This is a genomic window from Streptomyces sp. B8-7, assembly GCF_058833805.1.
In genome coordinates, this window is the sequence record NZ_JBYRRL010000004.1 from 43,740 (window position 1) to 61,716 (window position 17,977).

General features: G+C 76.5%; 13 protein-coding genes. 6 read left to right on the forward strand and 7 right to left on the reverse strand.

Features of this window, described 5'->3' with window-relative positions; translation table 11 throughout:
• The 5 genes from AC5K6T_RS20090 to AC5K6T_RS20110 all read right to left on the reverse strand — a co-directional run bounded on the left by AC5K6T_RS20090 (nucleotide 1) and on the right by AC5K6T_RS20110 (nucleotide 6,331).
• Nucleotides 1-1,815, reverse strand: a complete 1,815-nt coding sequence (locus AC5K6T_RS20090) for an L-aspartate oxidase (RefSeq protein ID WP_493210964.1) — start codon at nucleotides 1,813-1,815, stop codon at nucleotides 1-3.
• Entirely contained in the window at nucleotides 1,812-2,828 is a 1,017-nt protein-coding gene (gene panC, locus AC5K6T_RS20095) for a pantoate--beta-alanine ligase (RefSeq protein WP_493210965.1), read from the reverse strand. Before panC ends, AC5K6T_RS20090 begins: the two co-directional genes overlap by 4 nt.
• A complete protein-coding gene (locus AC5K6T_RS20100) occupies nucleotides 2,825-3,760 on the reverse strand; it encodes a Rossmann-like and DUF2520 domain-containing protein (protein ID WP_493210966.1) in 936 nt (311 codons plus the stop codon). Before AC5K6T_RS20100 ends, panC begins: the two co-directional genes overlap by 4 nt.
• Before the next feature lie 573 nt (nucleotides 3,761-4,333).
• Nucleotides 4,334-5,008, reverse strand: a complete 675-nt coding sequence (locus AC5K6T_RS20105; RefSeq protein ID WP_493210967.1) for a response regulator transcription factor — start codon at nucleotides 5,006-5,008, stop codon at nucleotides 4,334-4,336.
• Nucleotides 5,009-5,128: 120 nt separating this feature from the next.
• Nucleotides 5,129-6,331, reverse strand: coding sequence for a sensor histidine kinase (locus tag AC5K6T_RS20110; protein ID WP_493210968.1), 1,203 nt, complete (start codon nucleotides 6,329-6,331; stop codon nucleotides 5,129-5,131).
• Nucleotides 6,332-7,190: 859 nt separating this feature from the next.
• Here AC5K6T_RS20110 and AC5K6T_RS20115 point away from each other — a divergent pair.
• Nucleotides 7,191-8,177, forward strand: a complete 987-nt coding sequence (locus AC5K6T_RS20115; RefSeq protein WP_493210969.1) for an SAM-dependent methyltransferase — start codon at nucleotides 7,191-7,193, stop codon at nucleotides 8,175-8,177.
• A gap of 165 nt (nucleotides 8,178-8,342) precedes the next feature.
• Here the strand turns inward: AC5K6T_RS20115 and AC5K6T_RS20120 are convergent, their stop codons facing one another.
• On the reverse strand, nucleotides 8,343-9,494 hold the full coding sequence (locus tag AC5K6T_RS20120) for an NADH-quinone oxidoreductase subunit D (protein ID WP_493210970.1): 1,152 nt from the start codon (nucleotides 9,492-9,494) through the stop codon (nucleotides 8,343-8,345).
• A gap of 31 nt (nucleotides 9,495-9,525) precedes the next feature.
• Between AC5K6T_RS20120 and AC5K6T_RS20125 the strand changes: the two genes are divergently transcribed.
• Together AC5K6T_RS20125 and AC5K6T_RS20130 are read left to right on the forward strand one after the other, a co-directional pair.
• Nucleotides 9,526-10,029 (forward strand): PH domain-containing protein, encoded by a 504-nt coding sequence (locus AC5K6T_RS20125; RefSeq protein ID WP_493210971.1) that lies wholly within the window; start codon nucleotides 9,526-9,528, stop codon nucleotides 10,027-10,029.
• 425 nt (nucleotides 10,030-10,454) lie between these two features.
• Nucleotides 10,455-11,732: a PH domain-containing protein gene (locus tag AC5K6T_RS20130; RefSeq protein ID WP_493212139.1), complete on the forward strand. Its 1,278-nt coding sequence runs from the start codon at nucleotides 10,455-10,457 to the stop codon at nucleotides 11,730-11,732.
• A 439-nt stretch (nucleotides 11,733-12,171) separates the two neighbouring features.
• On the opposite strand, the gene AC5K6T_RS20135 is transcribed toward AC5K6T_RS20130, so the two are convergent.
• Nucleotides 12,172-13,866, reverse strand: a complete 1,695-nt coding sequence (locus tag AC5K6T_RS20135) for a hypothetical protein (RefSeq protein ID WP_493210973.1) — start codon at nucleotides 13,864-13,866, stop codon at nucleotides 12,172-12,174.
• A gap of 610 nt (nucleotides 13,867-14,476) precedes the next feature.
• On the opposite strand from AC5K6T_RS20135, the gene AC5K6T_RS20140 reads away from it, so the two are divergent.
• The 3 genes from AC5K6T_RS20140 (at nucleotide 14,477) to AC5K6T_RS20150 (ending at nucleotide 17,907) form a co-directional block, all read left to right on the forward strand.
• On the forward strand, nucleotides 14,477-16,291 hold the full coding sequence (locus AC5K6T_RS20140; RefSeq protein ID WP_493210974.1) for a phosphatidylglycerol lysyltransferase domain-containing protein: 1,815 nt from the start codon (nucleotides 14,477-14,479) through the stop codon (nucleotides 16,289-16,291).
• Between the two features lie 255 nt (nucleotides 16,292-16,546).
• Complete coding sequence (folP, locus tag AC5K6T_RS20145) at nucleotides 16,547-17,407, forward strand: dihydropteroate synthase (protein WP_493210976.1); 861 nt, start codon at nucleotides 16,547-16,549, stop codon at nucleotides 17,405-17,407.
• Nucleotides 17,404-17,907, forward strand: a complete 504-nt coding sequence (locus AC5K6T_RS20150; protein WP_493210977.1) for a nuclear transport factor 2 family protein — start codon at nucleotides 17,404-17,406, stop codon at nucleotides 17,905-17,907. Before folP ends, AC5K6T_RS20150 begins: the two co-directional genes overlap by 4 nt.
• Nucleotides 17,908-17,977: the final 70 nt, after the last annotated feature.

Below are 17,977 nucleotides of genomic sequence, written 5' to 3' on the forward strand. Positions count from 1 at the left end.
TCACTGCTCCTGGGAGGGCTGGGGCTGCCGGGTAGGGGGAAAGTCTGCGGTGCCGGTGGTGTGCACGGCGAGCGTGCGGTCCGGATTCAGCCGTACGACGATATGGCGGCGCCAGGCCGTGTCGTCGCGGTCGGCGTGGTCCTCGCGCCAGTGGCAGCCGCGGGTCTCCTCGCGCAGCCGGGCGGCGGCGACGAGGACGCGGGCCACGCACAGGAGGTTGGTGGCCTCCCAGGTGTCGACGCCGGGCTCGGCGGTCTTGCCGTGGTCGTGGAGGGCGTCGCGGGCGTCGGTGTGCAGCCGCTGGAGCTGCTCGGCGGCGTGCCGGAGGGAGTCGGCGGAGCGCAGCACCCCGGCACCGGAGGTCATGGTCCGCTGGATGGCGAACCGGGCCTCGGCGGGCTGGAGGGGGTGAGCCGGGGCGCCGGGGGCGCCCGGACCGTGCGCGGTGCCGGGGGCACCGGAGCCGCCCTCCTGCGCCGCGGACGCGGGCACCCGCGCGGGCAGGCCTCCGCGGGTGTGCTCGGCGGCGATGTCGGCGGCGATGCGCTCGGCGTAGACGAGGCCTTCGAGGAGGGAGTTGGAGGCGAGCCGGTTGGCGCCGTGGACACCGGTGCAGGCGACCTCGCCGCAGGCGTAGAGGCCGGGCACGGTGGTGCGGCCGTGGGAGTCGGTGCGGACGCCGCCGGAGGCGTAGTGGGCGGCCGGGGCGACGGGGACGGGTTCGGTGACCGGGTCGATGCCGTGGGCACGGCAGGCGGCCAGGATGGTGGGGAAGCGGTGCCGCCACATGTCGGCGCCGAAGTGGCGGGCGTCGAGGTACATGTGCTCGGCGTCCTGTTCCTGCATGCGGCGCATGATGCCCTTGGCGACGATGTCGCGGGGGGCGAGTTCGGCGAGTTCGTGCTGCCCGAGCATGAAGCGGACGCCGTCGGCGTCGACCAGGTGGGCGCCTTCGCCGCGGACGGCTTCGGAGACGAGGGGCTGCTGGCCTTCGGCGTCCGGGCCGAGGAACAGCACGGTGGGGTGGAACTGCACGAACTCCAGGTCGCTGACCTCGGCGCCGGCCCGCAGGGCGAGGGCGACCCCGTCGCCGGTGGAGACGGCGGGGTTGGTGGTGGCGGAGAAGACCTGGCCCATGCCGCCGGTGGCGAGGACGACGGCGGGGGCGTGGACGGCGCCGACGCCGTCGTGCTGGCCTTCGCCCATGACGTGCAGGGTGACGCCGGCCGTGCGGCCGTCGGCGTCGGTGAGGAGGTCGAGGACGAGGGCGTTCTCGACGGTGCGCAGGCCGTGCTGCCGGCCGGTGGGGGCGCCGGGGGTGTCGCGCTCCGGGCGGCGGGCGGCGCGGACGGCGGCGACCAGGGCTCGGGAGATCTCCGCGCCGGTGGCGTCGCCGCCGGCGTGGGCGATGCGGCGCCGGTGGTGGCCGCCCTCGCGGGTGAGTTCGATGCCGCCGTCGGCGTCGGTGTCGAACTCGGCGCCGGTGGCGATGAGCCGCCGCACGGCGTCGGGGCCTTCGGTGACCAGGAGCCGTACGGCGTCCTCGTCGCAGAGGCCGGCGCCGGCCACGAGGGTGTCGTCGAGGTGCTGCCCGGGGGTGTCGCCGTCGCCGAGGGCGGCGGCGATACCGCCCTGGGCCCAGCGGGTGGAGCCGTCGTCGAGGCGGGCCTTGGTGACGACGACGGTGGTGAGACCGGCGGCGTGGCAGCGCAGGGCGGTGGTGAGGCCGGCCACGCCGGAGCCCACGACGACGACGTCCGCGTCGATCGACCAGCCCGGCGCGGGAGCGTGCAGTCGTATGCCTGTGCTGGTCACGAGGCGGCTCCGGGAGTGGGTCCGAGGGTGGGTCCGAAGACGAGGGGGAGGTTGTCGATCAGGCGGGTGGTGCCGACCCGGGCGGCGACGGCGAGGACCGCCTCGCCGGTGAAGTCGTCGTCGATCTCGGTGAAGTCGGCCGGGTCGACGAGGGCGAGGTAGTCGACGGCCAGGGGCGGGGTCAGGCGGGCGGCGTCGTCGAGGACGAGCCGGGCGGCCTGGCGGACCGCGGCGGCCGCGCCGGGTACGGCCTGGGCGACGGCGTGCGCGTCGGCGGCGGCGCGGGACTCGCCGAGGGCGCTGAGCGCCTCGGCGCGGGCCTGCGAGGCGGGCACCTGGAGCGCGCGGGCGCGCAGCGCCTCCTGTGCGGCGTGCCGGTCGCGTCCCGCGAACAGGGCCTGGGACAGGGCGAGCGCGGTACGGCGCTCGGCGGCGGACAGGTAGCGGTTGCGGCTGGACAGGGCGAGGCCGTCCGCCTCGCGCACGGTGGGCACGCCGATGATCTCGGTGCCGAAGTCCAGGTCGCGGACCATGCGGCGGATCAGGGCGAGCTGCTGCGCGTCCTTCTGCCCGAACAGGGCGAGATCGGGCCGGGTGAGGTGGAGGAGTTTGGCGACGACGGTGAGCATGCCGTCGAAGTGGCCGGGGCGGCTGGCGCCTTCGAGGCGTTCGCCCATGGGGCCGGCGCTGATCCGCACCTGGGGCTCACCGCCGGGGTAGACCTCGTCGGCGAAGGGCGCGAAGACGACGTCGGCGCCGGCCTCCCGGGACACCTTCAGGTCGGCGTCGAGGGTGCGCGGGTAGCGGTCGAGGTCCTCGCCCGCGCCGAACTGCAGCGGGTTGACGAAGACGGTGACGACGACCTCGCCGTCGGGTCCGACCGCCGCGCGGGCGGTGCGGACGAGGGCGGCGTGGCCCTCGTGCAGGGCGCCCATGGTCATCACGACGGCGCGGCGGCCGCGGCGCGCGCGGGCGGCCAGCTCGGCGGTGGTGCGCAGCGCGGTGAGGGTCATCGGGCGTCTCCTTCCCCGCCGTGGCTCCTGGCCTCGTTCGCGAGGACGTCCAGCAGGTCCTCGGCGGGTCCGGGCCCGAGCAGGCCGGAGGCGAGGGCCCGGTCCGCGGTGGCGCGGGCCATGGCGAGGTAGCCGGCGACGGTGTGCGGGGCGTGCCGGCGCAGCTCGGTCACATGGGCGGCGACGGTGCCGGCGTCCCCGCGGGCGACGGGCCCGGTGAGGGCGGCGTCACCGGAGCGCAGGGCGTTGTCGAGGGCGGCGCCGAGGAGCGGGCCGAGCATCCGGTCGGGGGCTTCGACGCCTGCGGTGCGCAGCAGTTCCATGGCCTGGGCGACGAGGGTGACGAGGTGGTTGGCGCCGAGGGCGAGGGCCGCGTGGTAGAGGGGGCGGTTCTCCTCGGCGATCCACTCCGGTTCGCCGCCCATCTCGATGACGAGGGCCTCGGCGGCCAGCCGCAGTTCGGCCGGCGCGGTCACGCCGAAGGAGCAGCCGGCGAGGCGCTGCACGTCGACGGAGGTGCCGGTGAAGGTCATGGCGGGGTGCAGGGCGAGCGGGAGGGCGCCCGCGCGGGTGGCGGGATCGAGCACCCGGGCGCCGTAGCGGCCGGAGGTGTGCATGATGAGCTGCCCGGGGCGGACCGCGGAGGTGTCGGCGAGGCCGCTCACCAGGCCGGGCAGGGTGTCGTCGGGGACGGTGAGCAGCACCAGGTCGGCGCGGGCGAGGACGTCGGCGGGAGGCACGACGGGCACGCCGGGCAGGAGTTCGGCGGCGCGGCGCCGGGAGGCGTCGGAGACGGCGGAGACGGCGACCGGGCGGTGCCCGGCGAGCTGGAGGGACGCCGCGAGCGCGGGGCCCACCCGGCCGGCGCCGACGACGCCCACGGTGAGCCGCGCGGGGCGGTCCTTGGGGTCGGGTTGCTGGACTGTACTCACGCGATGGCGGCCTTCCCGTTCCAGTCCGCTCTGGGTACCGGACGATTTCTCGTCATGTTAACGCGATCGGTTCCCGAGGTCTCCGCTCGTCCACAGCCGCAGGGGTGAGCACCTCGTCCACAGCCTGTGGACCGAGCGACCGGGAGGAGCGTCGAGGCGGCGCCACCCCCGTCCCGTACGGCTCCGTACGGGACGGGCGGCCGGGAGGACGACGGCTCCAAGCGCGGGACTGCCCTGGGCGGCCACGGGGCGGCCACGGACGACAGGCGAGACAGGCGTCAGGGGCGTCGGACGGCAAGGGCCACCGGCGCAAGGGCCACCGGCGCAAGGGCGCCGGACGGGAGGGCCACGGACGCAGGGGCCGCGGACGGGAGAGGCGGCGGACGGGAGGCCGCGGACGAGAGGGGCGGACGAGAGGGGCGGACGGGAGAGGCGGACGGGAGGCCGCGGACGGGAGAGGCGGACGGGAGAGGCGGACGAGAGGCCGCGGACGAGAGGCCGCGGACGGGGGCGCGGGGCTCCCCCGGCCGGGGTTCTCCCGCCCGGCTGCCCTCCGGGCGCGTGCGGCCCGGGTCAGCCGTGGCCGCCGCCTGCGCGCACCAGGCCGGTCTCGTAGGCCAGGACCACCACCTGGACGCGGTCGCGCAGGCCGAGTTTGGTCAGGATGCGGCCGACATGGGTCTTCACGGTCGCCTCGGACAGGACGAGGCGGCCGGCGATCTCACCGTTGGACAGGCCCTGCGCGACGAGGACCATCACCTCGCGCTCGCGGTCGGTGAGCCGCTCGAGTTCCTTGTGCTGGAGTTCCGGTCCCCCGGTGGGCAGCATCGGGGCGAAGCGGTCGAGCAGCCGGCGGGTGGTGGAGGGGGCGACGACCGCGTCTCCGCTGTGCACGGAACGGATGGCGGCGAGGAGTTCCCCGGGCGGTACGTCCTTGAGCATGAATCCGGACGCGCCCGCCTTGAGGCCGGAGAAGGCGTACTCGTCGAGGTCGAACGTGGTCAGGATGAGCACCTTGGGCGCATCGGGCTCGGCGCAGATCCGGCGGGTGGTCTCCACCCCGTCCAGCTTCGGCATCCGCACGTCCATCAGCACGACGTCGACGGCCGTCGAGCGCAGCACCGCCAGCGCCTCGACGCCGTCGCCCGCCTCGGCGACGACCTCCATGTCCGGCTGCGCGGCGAGCACCATCCGGAATCCGGTGCGCAGCAGCACCTGGTCGTCGACGAGCATCACGCGAATCGTCATCGGGTCCTCTTCCGTCCTGAGGTCGTTGGGTGGGTGATGGTGCGGTCCGGGGTGGCCGGGGAGGCCGCCGGGCGTGGCGTGGCGGGTTCGCCCCGGGGGCGACGGGGGCGCGGGACGGCTTCAGTGTGCCGGTTTGAGCGGCAGCAGGACGCTGATGCGGAACCCTCCGCCCGGCCGCGGTCCGGCGTCCAGGGTGCCGCCGACCATGCCGACGCGTTCGCGCATGCCGATCAGGCCGTGGCCCTGTCCGTCGGCGCCGCCCTCCTCGTACAGCTCGTGCGGAGCACCCTTGCCGTCGTCCTCGACGAGCAGGCCGAGGCCGTCGTCGAAGTACACCAGGCGCACGCTCGCCCCGGTGTTGGGGCCGCCGTGCTTGCGGGTGTTGGTGAGCGCCTCCTGCACGATGCGGTACGCGGTCAGTTCGACGCCGCTGGGCAGCGGGCGCGGGGTGCCCTCGACCTTGAAGTCGACGGGCAGCCCGGAGCCGCGGCACTGCTCCACGAGGTCCTCGATCTGCTCGACGTCCGGCTGGGGCACGTACTCGCCGGCCTCCATGTGCTCGCCGGTGCGCAGCACGCCCAGCAGGCGGCGCATCTCGGCGAGGGCCTGGCGGCCGGTGGAGGAGATGGTCTCCAGGGCCTTCTTCGCCTGGTCGGGCGCGGCGTCGATGACGTAGGCGGCGCCGTCGGCCTGGACGACCATCACGGAGACGTTGTGCGCGACGACGTCGTGCAGTTCGCGGGCGATGCGGGCGCGTTCGGCGGCGACCGCGACCTTGGACTGCGCCTCGCGCTCCTTCTCCAGGCGGGCCGCGCGCTCCTCCAACTGTGCGAAGTAGGCGCGGCGGGTGCGCAGCGAGTCGCCGAGGACCCAGGCGAGCGCGAACGGCACCGTCTGGAACACGACGATCGCGACGTTGCCCAGCGCGCCCGTGCCGGGATCGTGCCAGCGCATCTGCGCCAGCGGCGCGGCGAGCAGGCCGCCGGCCAGGCCGAAGCGGCGGGCCCAGCTCGCGCCGGTGGCGGCCACGGTGTAGACGATCACCAGCATGGCGAAGTTCGCCAGTGTGACCGACACGTCCAGGGCCAGCTGTGCCACACCGGTGGCGGCGGCCAGCAGCAGCATCTTCTCCGGCATACGGCGGCGCAGCGCGACGACGACGCTCAGCACGAGCATCACCGACACGGCGAGCCACGGCCGGTCCGTCCCGGCGGCCTCCCGGTCGACCGATCCGCCCGCGACGGAGAGCCCGAACAGGACGACGGCCCAGAAGGTGTCGACCCCGGTCGGGTGTCTGCGGAGGAAGTCGTAGAGGCGCTGCACGTAACCCAGAGTAGGGAAGCGGGATGTGTGCCGGGGTCAACCGGAGGGCCGATCCGGACCCCTCGTGCGTACTCCGCAAGGTGGAGGCCCCGTTCTCCTGTGCGCCGGGGCGAGGCCGGGTGCCTCCGCGCCCGGGCGAGGCCGGGTGCCTCCGCGCCGCACCGCGGCCGGACCGGCCGGGCGGTGGGCGACGCCCCCTCGGCGGGGCGCGGCCTCCGGCGCGCGTTCGGGCGGCCGGAGGTCCGAACCGCGGGCCCGGCGGTGCCGGCCGGGCCTCGGACGGGGCGCACCCGGGTCCGGGGGCGGGACGGCGGGGTCCGCCCCGGGGCCGCGCCCGCCGCACCCGGGTCGGCGGGGAGCGCGCCGGGCGCCTCGGCGGGGCGGGTCGGACGGCGCCCGCCGCGGCGCCAGGGGCTGCCCGTAGCCTGACGACGTGACGGAACAGGCGGCGGGCGGGGCCCGGGGCGGACGGACCGAGGACCCGGACGGTCCGGGGACCGCGCAGGCCCCGGAGACCGCACCGGACCCGGAGACCGCGCGGAACCCGGTGGATCCGGAGGATCTGGGGGATCTGGGGGATCTGGGGGATCCGGGGGATCCGGGGGATCCGGGGGATCCGGGGGATCCGGGGGATCCGGGGGATCCGGGGGATCCGGGGGATCCGGGGGATCCGGGGGATCCGGGGGATCCGGGGGATCCGGGGGATCCGGGGGATCCGGCGGATCCGGCGGATCCGGCGGATCCGGGGGCGGACTCAGGCGCGGACCCGGGCGCGGACTCAGGCGCGGACCCGGGCGCGGACCGGGGCGCGGACCCGGGCGCGGACCCGGGCGCGGAGGGTGAGTGGCGCGGGTGGCGGGTGGCGGTCCAGGACGCCCTGTACGGGCCGCACGGCTTCTACCACCGCCCGGAGGGGCCCGCCGGGCACTTCCGGACGTCGGTGCACGCCTCCCCGCTGTTCGCGCGGGCGGTGGCCGGGCTGCTGTGCCGGGTGGACGCGGCGCTGGGCCACCCGGACCGGCTCGACTTCGTCGACATGGGCGCGGGCCGCGGTGAGCTGGCCGCGGGGTTGGCGGCGGCGCTGCCGGCCGGTGTGGCGGCACGCACCCGTGTGCACGCCGTCGAGATCGCCGGACGTCCGGACGGCCTGGCCCCCGGGATCGAGTGGCGGGCGGAGCCGCCGCAGGACGTCACGGGGCTGCTGTTCGCCAACGAGTGGCTGGACAACGTGCCCGTGGACGTCGCCGAGGTGGACGCCGCGGGTGTGCCCCGACTGGTCCTCGTACGCCGCGACGGGACCGAGCGGCTCGGCGGGCCGGTGGCGGGGGCGGACGCCCGGTGGCTGGCGCGGTGGTGGCCGCTGCCGCCCGGTGAGCCCGGGGCGCGGGCCGAGATCGGGCTGCCCCGGGACACGGCGTGGGCGGCCGCGGTCGCCCGGGTGCGGCGCGGGCTCGCGGTCGCGGTCGACTACGCGCACACCGTCGGGTCGCGCCCCGCGTCCGGTTCGCTCGCCGGTTTCCGGGACGGCCGCGGGACGGCGCCGGTGCCGGACGGGTCGTGCGACGTCACCGCCCATGTCGCGCTGGACGCGTGCATGCTCCCCGGAGGGCGCCTGACCACCCAGCGCGCCGCGCTGCGCTCCCTCGGCGTGAGCGGCGCGCGCCCCCCGATCGCGCTCGCCTCCACCGACCCTGCGGGGTACCTCCGCGCCCTCGCGGCTGCCGGGGAGGCCGCCGAGCTCACCGCGGCGGGCGGACTCGGCGACTTCGGCTGGCTGATCCAGCCGGCCGGCATCCCGGACCCCCTCGCACCGCCCTCTCGCGCCCCGGACGCCGGGCCCGCCTGAGCCGCGGCCGTCGCCCGAGCCGCGGCCCCGGCCGTGGGGCGGCCGGGGCCGTGGGGCGGCCGGGGCCGGGACGAGCGTGGTGTCCGGACCGGGGTGCGCCCCCGGGAGCGCCCGCGCCCCGAGTGCCGGGGCCGAGCCGGGCACCCGGCGGGGCCCCGGGCGGGCCTACTTGTCGATGTCTCCGACCACGAAGAACATCGACCCCAGGATCGCGACCATGTCCGCCACCAGCGTGCCCGGGAGCAGTTCCGTCAGCACCTGGATGTTGTTGTAGGACGCCGAGCGCAGCTTCAGCCGGTACGGCGTCTTCTCGCCCTTGCTGACGAGGTAGTAGCCGTTGATGCCGAGCGGGTTCTCGGTCCAGGCGTACGTGTGCCCCTCGGGCGCCTTCAGGACCTTCGGCAGGCGCTGGTTGACCGGGCCGGGCGGCAGGCCGGCGAGCCGGTCCAGGCAGGCGTCGGCGAGGTCGAGGGCGTTGTGGGTCTGCTCCAGCAGGCACTCGAACCGGGCCAGGCAGTCGCCCTCCTCACGGGTGACCACCCTCAGCGTGTCCCGGAGCTCCCCGTACGCCAGGTAGGGCTCGTCGCGGCGCAGGTCCAGGTCGACGCCGGAGGCGCGCGCGATGGGCCCGCTCACGCCGTAGGCGTGCACGGCCTGGGGGGTGAGCACCCCGACGCCGCGGGTGCGGCCCCGGAAGATCTCGTTGCCGAGGACCAGGTCGTCGAAGACGTCCATACGGGAGCGGACGGCGGCGACGGCGTCCCGCGCGCGGCCGGACCAGCCCGCCGGCAGGTCCTCCTTGAGGCCGCCGACCCGGTTGAACATGTAGTGCATCCGCCCGCCGGAGACCTCCTCCATGACGTTCTGGAGCACCTCGCGCTCCCGGAACGCGTAGAAGACCGGCGTGATACCGCCCAGCTCCAGCGGGTACGAGCCGAGGAACATCAGGTGGTTGAGCACCCGGTTCAGCTCCGCGAGGAGGGTGCGCGTCCACACCGCGCGCTCGGGCACCTCCATGCCGAGCATCCGCTCCACCGCCAGGACGACACCGAGTTCGTTGGAGAACGCGGACAGCCAGTCGTGGCGGTTGGCCAGCATGATGATCTGCCGGTAGTCGCGTGCCTCGAACAGCTTCTCCGCGCCGCGGTGCATATAGCCGATCACCGGCTCCGCGTGCCGGATGCGCTCGCCGTCCAGGACGAGCCTGAGACGCAGCACCCCGTGTGTCGACGGGTGCTGGGGGCCGATGTTGAGCACCATGTCGGTGCTCTCCGCGGCGCCGCCGATTCCGACCATGGTCTCCGTCTGGGGAGTCATGGACACAGTCTCTCCTACGTAGGCTGGCGGCATGGAGACGGGGAGCGGGCACCTCACGGACACGTCGACGGCCGAACCCGAGTGGACCGGGCTGCCGCCGGGTCTGCTGCGGATGCGGCGAACCCTGCTGGCGGGGTGGCTGGGGCTGGTCACCCTCGCCACCGCCCTGCCCCCCGCCCTGCTCGCCGGCCCCGGCTGGGCGGCGTTCGCCCTGCTGCCGCTGGCGCTGCTGGTCTGGGGCTGGGTGGTGCTGGGCCGCAACTGGCGCTCCTGGCGCTACGCCGAGCGCGCCGACGACCTCCTGATCAGCCGCGGCGTGCTCTGGCACACGGTCACGGTCGTCCCGTACGGCCGGATGCAGCTGGTCGAGGTGACCTCCGGGCCGCTCGAACGGCACTTCGGACTGGCCAGCGTGCAGCTGCACACGGCCGCCGCCGCCACCGACGCCACCATCCCGGGCCTGGACCCGGCCGAGGCCGAACGGCTCCGTGACCGGCTCACCGAGCTGGGCGAGGCCCGATCGGCCGGGCTGTGACCGCGCGGGGGCCCGAGGACGGGGCCGCGCGAGGTTCCGAGAACGGGGCCGCGCGGGGGCCCGAGGACGGGGCCGCGGCGGGAGAGGCCCGGCCGGCGCCGGAAGCCGGCCACCGGGGCGCGGCACACCCGCCCGCGCGGGAGCGGGCGGACGTCCGGAAGGCATCCGGCGCCCGCGCGACACCCGGCCTCCACGGGACACCGGACCCCCAGGGGACACCGGACCTCCAGGGGGCGGCCGACTCCCCCGGGGCACCCGGCCGCCGCGAGGCACCCCACCCGCGCACGGCAGCGGACCCGGCACGGGCTGCGGCACCGGCACCCGGCGCACGGCCGACGCGGGCCGGGGCGCAGCCGTCCGACGCGGGGGACGCACCGACGGGCGGGCCCGGTACGCGCTCCGGGACTCCCGCGGCCGAGCGGCGGCTGCACCCCGTGACACCGCTGCGGCGCGCCTGGGCGCCGATAGCCGTACTCATCGGATGGGCCGTGCACGACCCCGGCCAGACCCAGCGCCAGCTGGAACGGCTGACCACCACCACGCTGCTGGTCGCCGTCGCCGTCGTCCTTCCGGCGGCCGCCCTGTACGGCTTCCTGACCTGGTGGTACACCCACTTCGCGGTCACCGACACCGAACTGCGCATCCGCACCGGCCTGGTGTTCCGGCGCACCGCGCACATCCGGCTGCAGCGCATCCAGGCCGTCGACGTCACCCGGCCGCTGCTGGCCCGGGTCGCGGGCGTGGCCAAGCTGCGGCTGGACGTGGTGGGGGCCGACAGCAAGGACGAACTGGCGTTCCTGGGCGAGCAGGAGGCGCGCGCCCTGCGCGCGGAGCTGCTGGCGCGCGCCGCCGGGTTCGCGCCCGAGACGGCGCACGAGGTCGGCGAGGCACCGGCGCAGGCACTGCTGCGCACACCCTCGGGAGTGCTCGCCCGCTCCCTGCTGCTGACCGGCTCCACCTGGGGCGTGCTCAGCGCCGCGCTCGTCGTGCCGCCACTGCTGTGGCTGGGCACCCACAACCTGTGGACGGTGCTCGCGGCCGCGCTGCCCCTGCTGGGCGCCGCCGGAGCGAACAGCGTGGGACGCTTCGTCGCCGACTACGACTGGACGGTCGCCGAGTCCCCGGACGGGCTGCGCATCGACCACGGGCTGCTGGACCGCGCCCACGAGACGGTGCCGCCCGGCCGGGTGCAGACCGTGCGGATCGTCGAGCCGCTGCTGTGGCGGCGGCTCGGCTGGGTGCGGGTGGAACTGGACGTGGCCGGGTCGTCGAACTCCGTGCTGCTCCCGGTCGCCCCGCGCGAGGTCGCCGAGGCCCTCGTCGCGCGCGTGCTGCCCGGGGTCGCCGTCCCGGCGCCCTCCGCGCTGTCCCGGCCGCCGCGGACCGCCGGCCGCTGCCTGCCGCTGTGGTGGCGCGGACACGGGCTGGTGATCACCGACGCGGTGTTCGCCGCCCGGCGCGGTCTGCTGTGCCGCACCCTGGCCCTCGTCCCGCACGCGAAGGTGCAGAGCGTACGGCTCGCCCAGGGGCCCTGGCAGCGCGTGTGGGGGCTCGCGGACGTGCGGGTGGACAACGGGGCGGACAAGAGCGTCACGGCCCGCCTGCGCGCCGCCACGGAGGCGGAGCATTTGCTGCACGCCCAGGCGGAACGGTCGCGCACGGGGCGCCGGGACGCCCGCCCCGACCGCTGGATGACGTCCTGACGGACGCCGGGGCCGCCCGGCCCGGCGGCCCGGACCGGCCGGACGGGGCCGCCGGGCCGGTCCACGGCTGGCCCCGGCCGGGCGAGCCGGCCGGCGCGCCGCGAAGGACGGCACGGCGGCCGGCCCGGACCGGCCGGCTTCCGGTGCCGCGGCGCGCGACGGCCGCCCGGCATGGTCCGGCGTCGGCGCTTGCCGGCGCGTGCGCCGGAGGCCCGGCGCGCCCTCGGGAGGCCCGGCAGGAGGGTGCGGGAGTGCCCGCCGGAAGCCCACGGACGGGACGCACCCGGGACGGGGCCCCGTCCGCGGCCTCGGGGCAGTGGGGCAGCGCCGGGCCTCGCGACGGGACGCGGCCTCCGGTGCGGCACACGGAGGGACGTGGCACGTACGGGCCGGAGGCCGCCACACGGGTGCGTGGCGGCCTCTCGGGGGCGACGGGGCGTCAGGAGACCGCGCTGCGCAGTCCCTGGATGTCGATCTGCTCGGTCTCGTCGTGCGCCGTCAGGTCGATCACCTGGCCGACCTCTCGCGTCCGGTCGCCCGCGGACCGGAACCGTGCCTCGGACTCGGCCTTGTGCAGGTCGAGCGCCTCCTGGCCGACGACGTCGGCGAGGTCCTCGTTCTGCACGGCCTCCAGCGCCGCGGACTCCGGCTTCTGGGTGCCGAAGAAGTCGAACCCTCCCTGGACCGCCGGGCGGCGTGCGGGCGTGCTCGGCGCGACCGCCACCGCGGTCGGCACCGTGAAGTGCCCGCGCGTCCGCCGCACCGGGAGCGCCCCGGCCGGGCGGGGCTCCGGAACGGCCTCGGCCGAAGCGGCGGCGGAGCCGGCCTCCGTCGCGGCGGGAGTGTCACGGCCGGCGGGCATGTCCGCCGCGGCGGGGGTCTCAGCGGCCTCCGGCCCGTCCGCCGGGGCGGCGGGCGCGTCGGCCGCGACGAGTGCCTCCGGCGCGACGAGTGCCTCCGGCGCGGCGGGGGCACCGGACCCGGCGAGCGCGTCCGCCGCGGCAGCGGCCTTCTTCTCCACGGCGTCCGCCGCCACGGTCTCGGAGCCCGCGGTGGCCGCCCCGGGCCCGCCCGCGCCGGTCCTCCCCCGCACCCCGCCCGCGGGCGCCTCGTCGGGAGCGGTCTCCCGGCCGCCGCCGGGACCGTCCGGACCACCGGGGCCGCCGGGACCGTCCGGACCACCGGAACCGTCACCGTCGCCGGAACCGTCACCGTCGCCGGAGCCGTCGCCCGAACCGTCGCGGGAGTCGGTCCCGGAGTCGGTCCGGGAGTCGGTCCCGGGGTCGGTCCGGGAGTCGGTCCCGGGGTCGGTCCGGGAGTCGGTCCCGGGGTCGGTCCGGGAGTCGGTCCCGGGGTCGGTCCGGGAGTCGCCCGTCGCGTCGTCGTCGGCACCGGTCCCGTCCCCGGCCTGCGCGGCGGCGCCGCCCGCGAAGCGGCTCAGCGCCGCGTTCGCGCGCAGGAACAGCCGGGAGCCCTCCGGGGAGAACACCGCGGGAGCCGCGGGCACGCCCCCGGGCTCCTCGGCCCGCGCCTCGCCCGTCTTGTCCGCCCCATCCGGCTCGTCCGCGGGCTCGTCGTGCGACCCCGCGCCCTCGGCCGGGGACGCCACGGCCCCGTCCTGCCGCGGACCGGACTGCCGCTGCTCCGGGACGGGCGGCAGCGCGGCGCGCGCGGGCGGGACGGTCTCGATCTCCATCAGGCGGCGGCCCTCCAGGGCGCTCGCCCGCTCGGTCTCCGCCGTGGCATAACGGCGCAGCAGGGAGGCGTGTTCGTTGCGCAGCTTCGCCAGTTCCGCCCGCTTGGCCCGCAGCCGCTGCTCCAGCTTGCCGCGCAGTTCGCGCGACTCGTCCAGATCGGACTCCAGCTCGGCGACCCGTTCCTCGTGCTGCCACGCGTCGCTCGCCCGCGCGCGCATGAGGTCGGCGACCCGCTTGCCGGCCTGCGCGTCCCAGCGGCGCATGACGACCGCACCGGTGACCGCGGTGAGCGCGGCCACCGCGGCGAGACCGCGCAGCGGTGCCGCTTGCGTGAACACCCAGGGGCCGAGAGCGCAGACGACGGAGACGCCTGCGATCGCCGACGGCGGCAGCAGCCTGTGCAGAGGCGGGGAATGGCGGTGACGTCCACGTGGCATGGCCAGAAACTTACCGCGCGTAGGCGCTCTGTGGTGCGTTGGGTCACAAAAACCCGGCCACCGCGGGGCACCCACCCGCGCCGGGCGTGCCACCGTTCCGCGTGGGCGCCCCACGCCCGGGGACCCGTCCCGGTCCGCTCCCCGGCCACGCCCGGTCCGCACTTGGTCCGCGCCCCGGCCGCGCCCGTCCGCGCCCCGCCCGAGGGATCCCGGCCGCACCGCACCGTCCCGCACCGCCCCGCACCTGCCCGGCACCGGCCGCCCAGCACCTCCCGCACGCCGCGCAGACCCCGCGCAGACGCCTCACGGATCCCCCCGCACCACTCCTGCACCACCTCGGCGCCACCTCGGCGCCTGCCCGCGCCCGCCCGCCCGCGGCAGCGGCCTCTCCCTCCGGGCACGCCCCGCGCCCCGGCACTCCCCCGAGGCTTCCCCCGGTCTTACCCGGACCTTCCCCCAGCCTTCCCCGCGCCTTCCCCGCCCCCGATGAACCTCCCACCCGAACTCGACGTCCTAGAGGGCGCAATGTCGCCGGATGCCCGAATCAGCGCCGGCACCCAGCCCTCACGCGGAATCACGGGAAGCGATGACTGCCAGGGAAGAGACGGACATGCCGGTCGACCCCACGGCCCCTCCCGGCCGCACGGGGCGGCGCCCCCTCCGCGGTCCCCGCCCCGAGTCCGTACCCGCTCTCGTCGCGCGGGCCGGCGTCCTGGTGGGCCTGCTCGACATCGCGGCCGGTGTCTTCCCCCGCTTCCGCCACAGCCGCATCCACACCGTCGCCGAGGTGCTTCCGGGCGCGCTGGGCCCGTTCGCGGCAGCGCTCTCGCTCAGCGCGGGCGTGCTGCTCCTGCTGCTCGCGCACGGCCTCAGACGCGGCAAGCGGCGCGCCTGGCGCGCCACCGTCGCACTGCTGCCGGTCGGCGCGTTCTCCCAGTTCGCCTACCGCAGCTCCGTGCTGGGCGTGCTCATCCCGCTCGCCCTGCTCTGGCTGCTGCTGCGCCACCGCGACCAGTTCGACGCCCTGCCCGACCCGCGCGGCCGGTGGCGCGCCCTCACCAACTTCGTCCTCCTGGGCGCCCTCTCCGTCCTCCTGGGCCTGGTCGTGGTCAGCGTGCACCCGGACGGCACGGTCGGTGACCCCGGCCTCGCCGACCGGCTGACCCACGTCCTGTACGGGCTGCTCGGCCTGGACGGCCCCGTCGACTACCGCGGCACCACCTCCTGGACGGTCGCCTCCTCCCTGGGCGCGCTCGGCCTGCTCACCGCCGTCACCACGCTCTACCTCGCGCTGCGGCCCGAACGCCCCGGAGCCCGCCTCACCCCGGAGGACGAGGCCCGGCTGCGCGGCCTGCTGGAACGGCACGGCGGACGGGACTCCCTCGGCCACTTCGCCCTGCGCCGCGACAAGGCCGTCGTGTTCTCCCCCAGCGGCAAGGCGGCCGTCACCTACCGCGTCGTCTCCGGCGTCATGCTCGCCAGCGGCGACCCGATCGGCGACGTCGAGGCCTGGCCCGGCGCCATCGAACGCTTCATGGACGAGGCCCGCGCGCACTCCTGGACTCCCGCCGTGATGGGCTGCTCCGAGACCGGCGGCCAGGTCTGGACCCGCGAGACCGGCCTGGACGCCCTGGAACTGGGCGACGAGGCGGTGGTGGACACCGCGGATTTCTCCCTCACCGGCCGCCCGATGCGCAACGTGCGCCAGATGGTCAGGCGCATCGAGCGGGCCGGTTACGAAACCCGGGTACGACGGGTCCGTGACCTCGGCGACGGCGAACTGGGCCGCATCCGCGGCGCCGCCGACGCATGGCGCGGCACCGACACCGAACGCGGCTTCTCCATGGCCCTCGGCCGGATCGGCGACCCCTCCGACGGCGACTGCCTGATCGCCACCGCCCACCTCGCCGACGACCGGCCCGGCCCCTACGGCGACCTCAGGGCCGTCCTGCACTTCGTGCCCTGGGGCCCCGACGGCGCCTCCCTGGACCTGATGCGCCGCGACCGCGCGGCCGACCCCGGCCTCAACGAACTGCTCATCGTCGCCGCCCTCGAGGCCGCGCCCCGGCACGGCATCGCCCGCGTGTCGCTGAACTTCGCGATGTTCCGCTCCGCCCTCGCCCGCGGCGAGCGGCTCGGCGCCGGACCCGTGCTGCGCGCCTGGCGCGGACTGCTGGTGTACCTCTCGCGCTGGTTCCAGATCGAGTCGCTGTACCGGTTCAACGCCAAGTTCCGGCCCCGCTGGGAGCCCCGCTTCCTCGTCTACCGCGCCTCCGCCGACCTGCCCCGCATCGGCCTGGCCGCCCTCCAGGCGGAGGGCTTCCTGCGCCTCGCGCCGCCTCTGCCGCGCGTGCTCCGGCGCAGGGCCCGGCCCGCCGGGCCCTGCGCACACACCCCGCCGGACCGGGAGGTCCGCGCGGCGTGACGCGGCGTGACCCGGACGGCCCGGCGCGGCCTCCGCCCCGCCCCGTGCCTTCCGTCCCGTCCGCCCCGCGCCTTCCGTCCCGCGCCTTCCGTCCCGTCCACCCCGCCCCGTCCGTCCCGTCCACCCCGCCCCGTCCGTCCCGTCCACCCCGCCCCGTCCGTTCCGTCCGCGCCGTACCGTCCGCCTTTTCCGGCTGCGGAGCCCGTGCCCGGGCCGCGCCGGGTTCGCCCCCCGCGCGGGGCCTACGCTGGCCGTATGAGCAAGCAGAGCGGACGCGGGCGCGTCGCGGGCCTTCCGGAATGGGACCGGTGCGCGGTCATGGGTGTCGTCAACGTGACCCCGGACTCCTTCTCCGACGGCGGCCGCTGGTTCGACACCACCGCGGCCATCAAGCACGGCCTCGACCTGGTCGCCCGGGGAGCCGACCTCGTGGACGTCGGCGGCGAGTCGACCCGCCCCCACGCCACCCGCGTCGACGAGGACGAGGAGCTGCGGCGGGTCGTCCCCGTCGTCCGCGGTCTCGCCTCCGAAGGCGTGACGGTGTCGGTCGACACCCTGCGCGCCTCCGTCGCGACGCGGGCCCTGGACGCCGGGGCCGCGCTCGTCAACGACGTCAGCGGAGGCCTCGCCGACCCCGCCATGGTCCCCGCCGTCGCCGCCGCGGGCGCCCCGTTCGTCGTCATGCACTGGCGCGGCTTCCTGCAGGGCGCGAACGTGCGGGGGCAGTACACCGACGTCGTCGGCGAGGTCGTCGACGAGCTGCACGCGCGCGTGCAGGCGGTGCTGGACGGCGGCATCGCCCCCGACCGCATCGTCGTCGACCCCGGCCTCGGCTTCTCCAAGGAGGCCGAGCACGACCTCGCCCTGCTGGCCCGGCTCGACCGGCTGCGCGCCCTCGGCCACCCGGTGCTCGTCGCCGCCTCCCGCAAGCGGTTCCTCGGCCGGGTCCTCGCCGGCCCCGACGGCGCCCCGCCGCCCGCCCGCGAGCGCGACGCCGCCACCGCCGCCGTCTCCGCGCTCGCGGCGCAGGCCGGCGCCTGGGCGGTGCGCGTGCACGAGGTCCGCGCCACCGCGGACGCGGTCCGCGTCGCCCGTGCCGTGGAAGGAGCGCGGTGAGCGCCCCGCACACCGACGTCGAACAGGTGGAAGCCGCCAACACCGCGTTCTACGAGGCTCTCGAACGCGGCGACTTCGACACGCTCACCGGGCTCTGGCTCAGCCCCTCCGACCTGGGCGTGGACGAGGAGTACCACGACCCGGCGGACACCGGCGTGGTCTCCTGCGTCCACCCCGGCTGGCCCGTGCTGACCGGCCGCGCCGAGGTCCTCCGGTCGTACGCGCTGATCATGGCGAACACGGACTACATCCAGTTCTTCCTCACCGACGTGCATGTCTCCGTCACCGGCGACACCGCCCTGGTCACCTGCACGGAGAACATCCTCAGCGGCGGGCCCGCGCCGGAGGCCGGCGACGAGCTCGGCCCGCTCGTGGGGCAGCTCGTGGTCGCCACCAACGTGTTCCGGCGCACCTCCGACGGCTGGAAGATCTGGTCCCACCACGCCTCACCGGTCCTCGCCGAGAACGACGACCAGGAGGACGGCGGTACGCCCGCCTGACGGGACCGACGTCAGCAGCGGACGCCGCGCGCCCCCGCAGGGACGAAGAAGTGGTTGGGATCACCCTGCC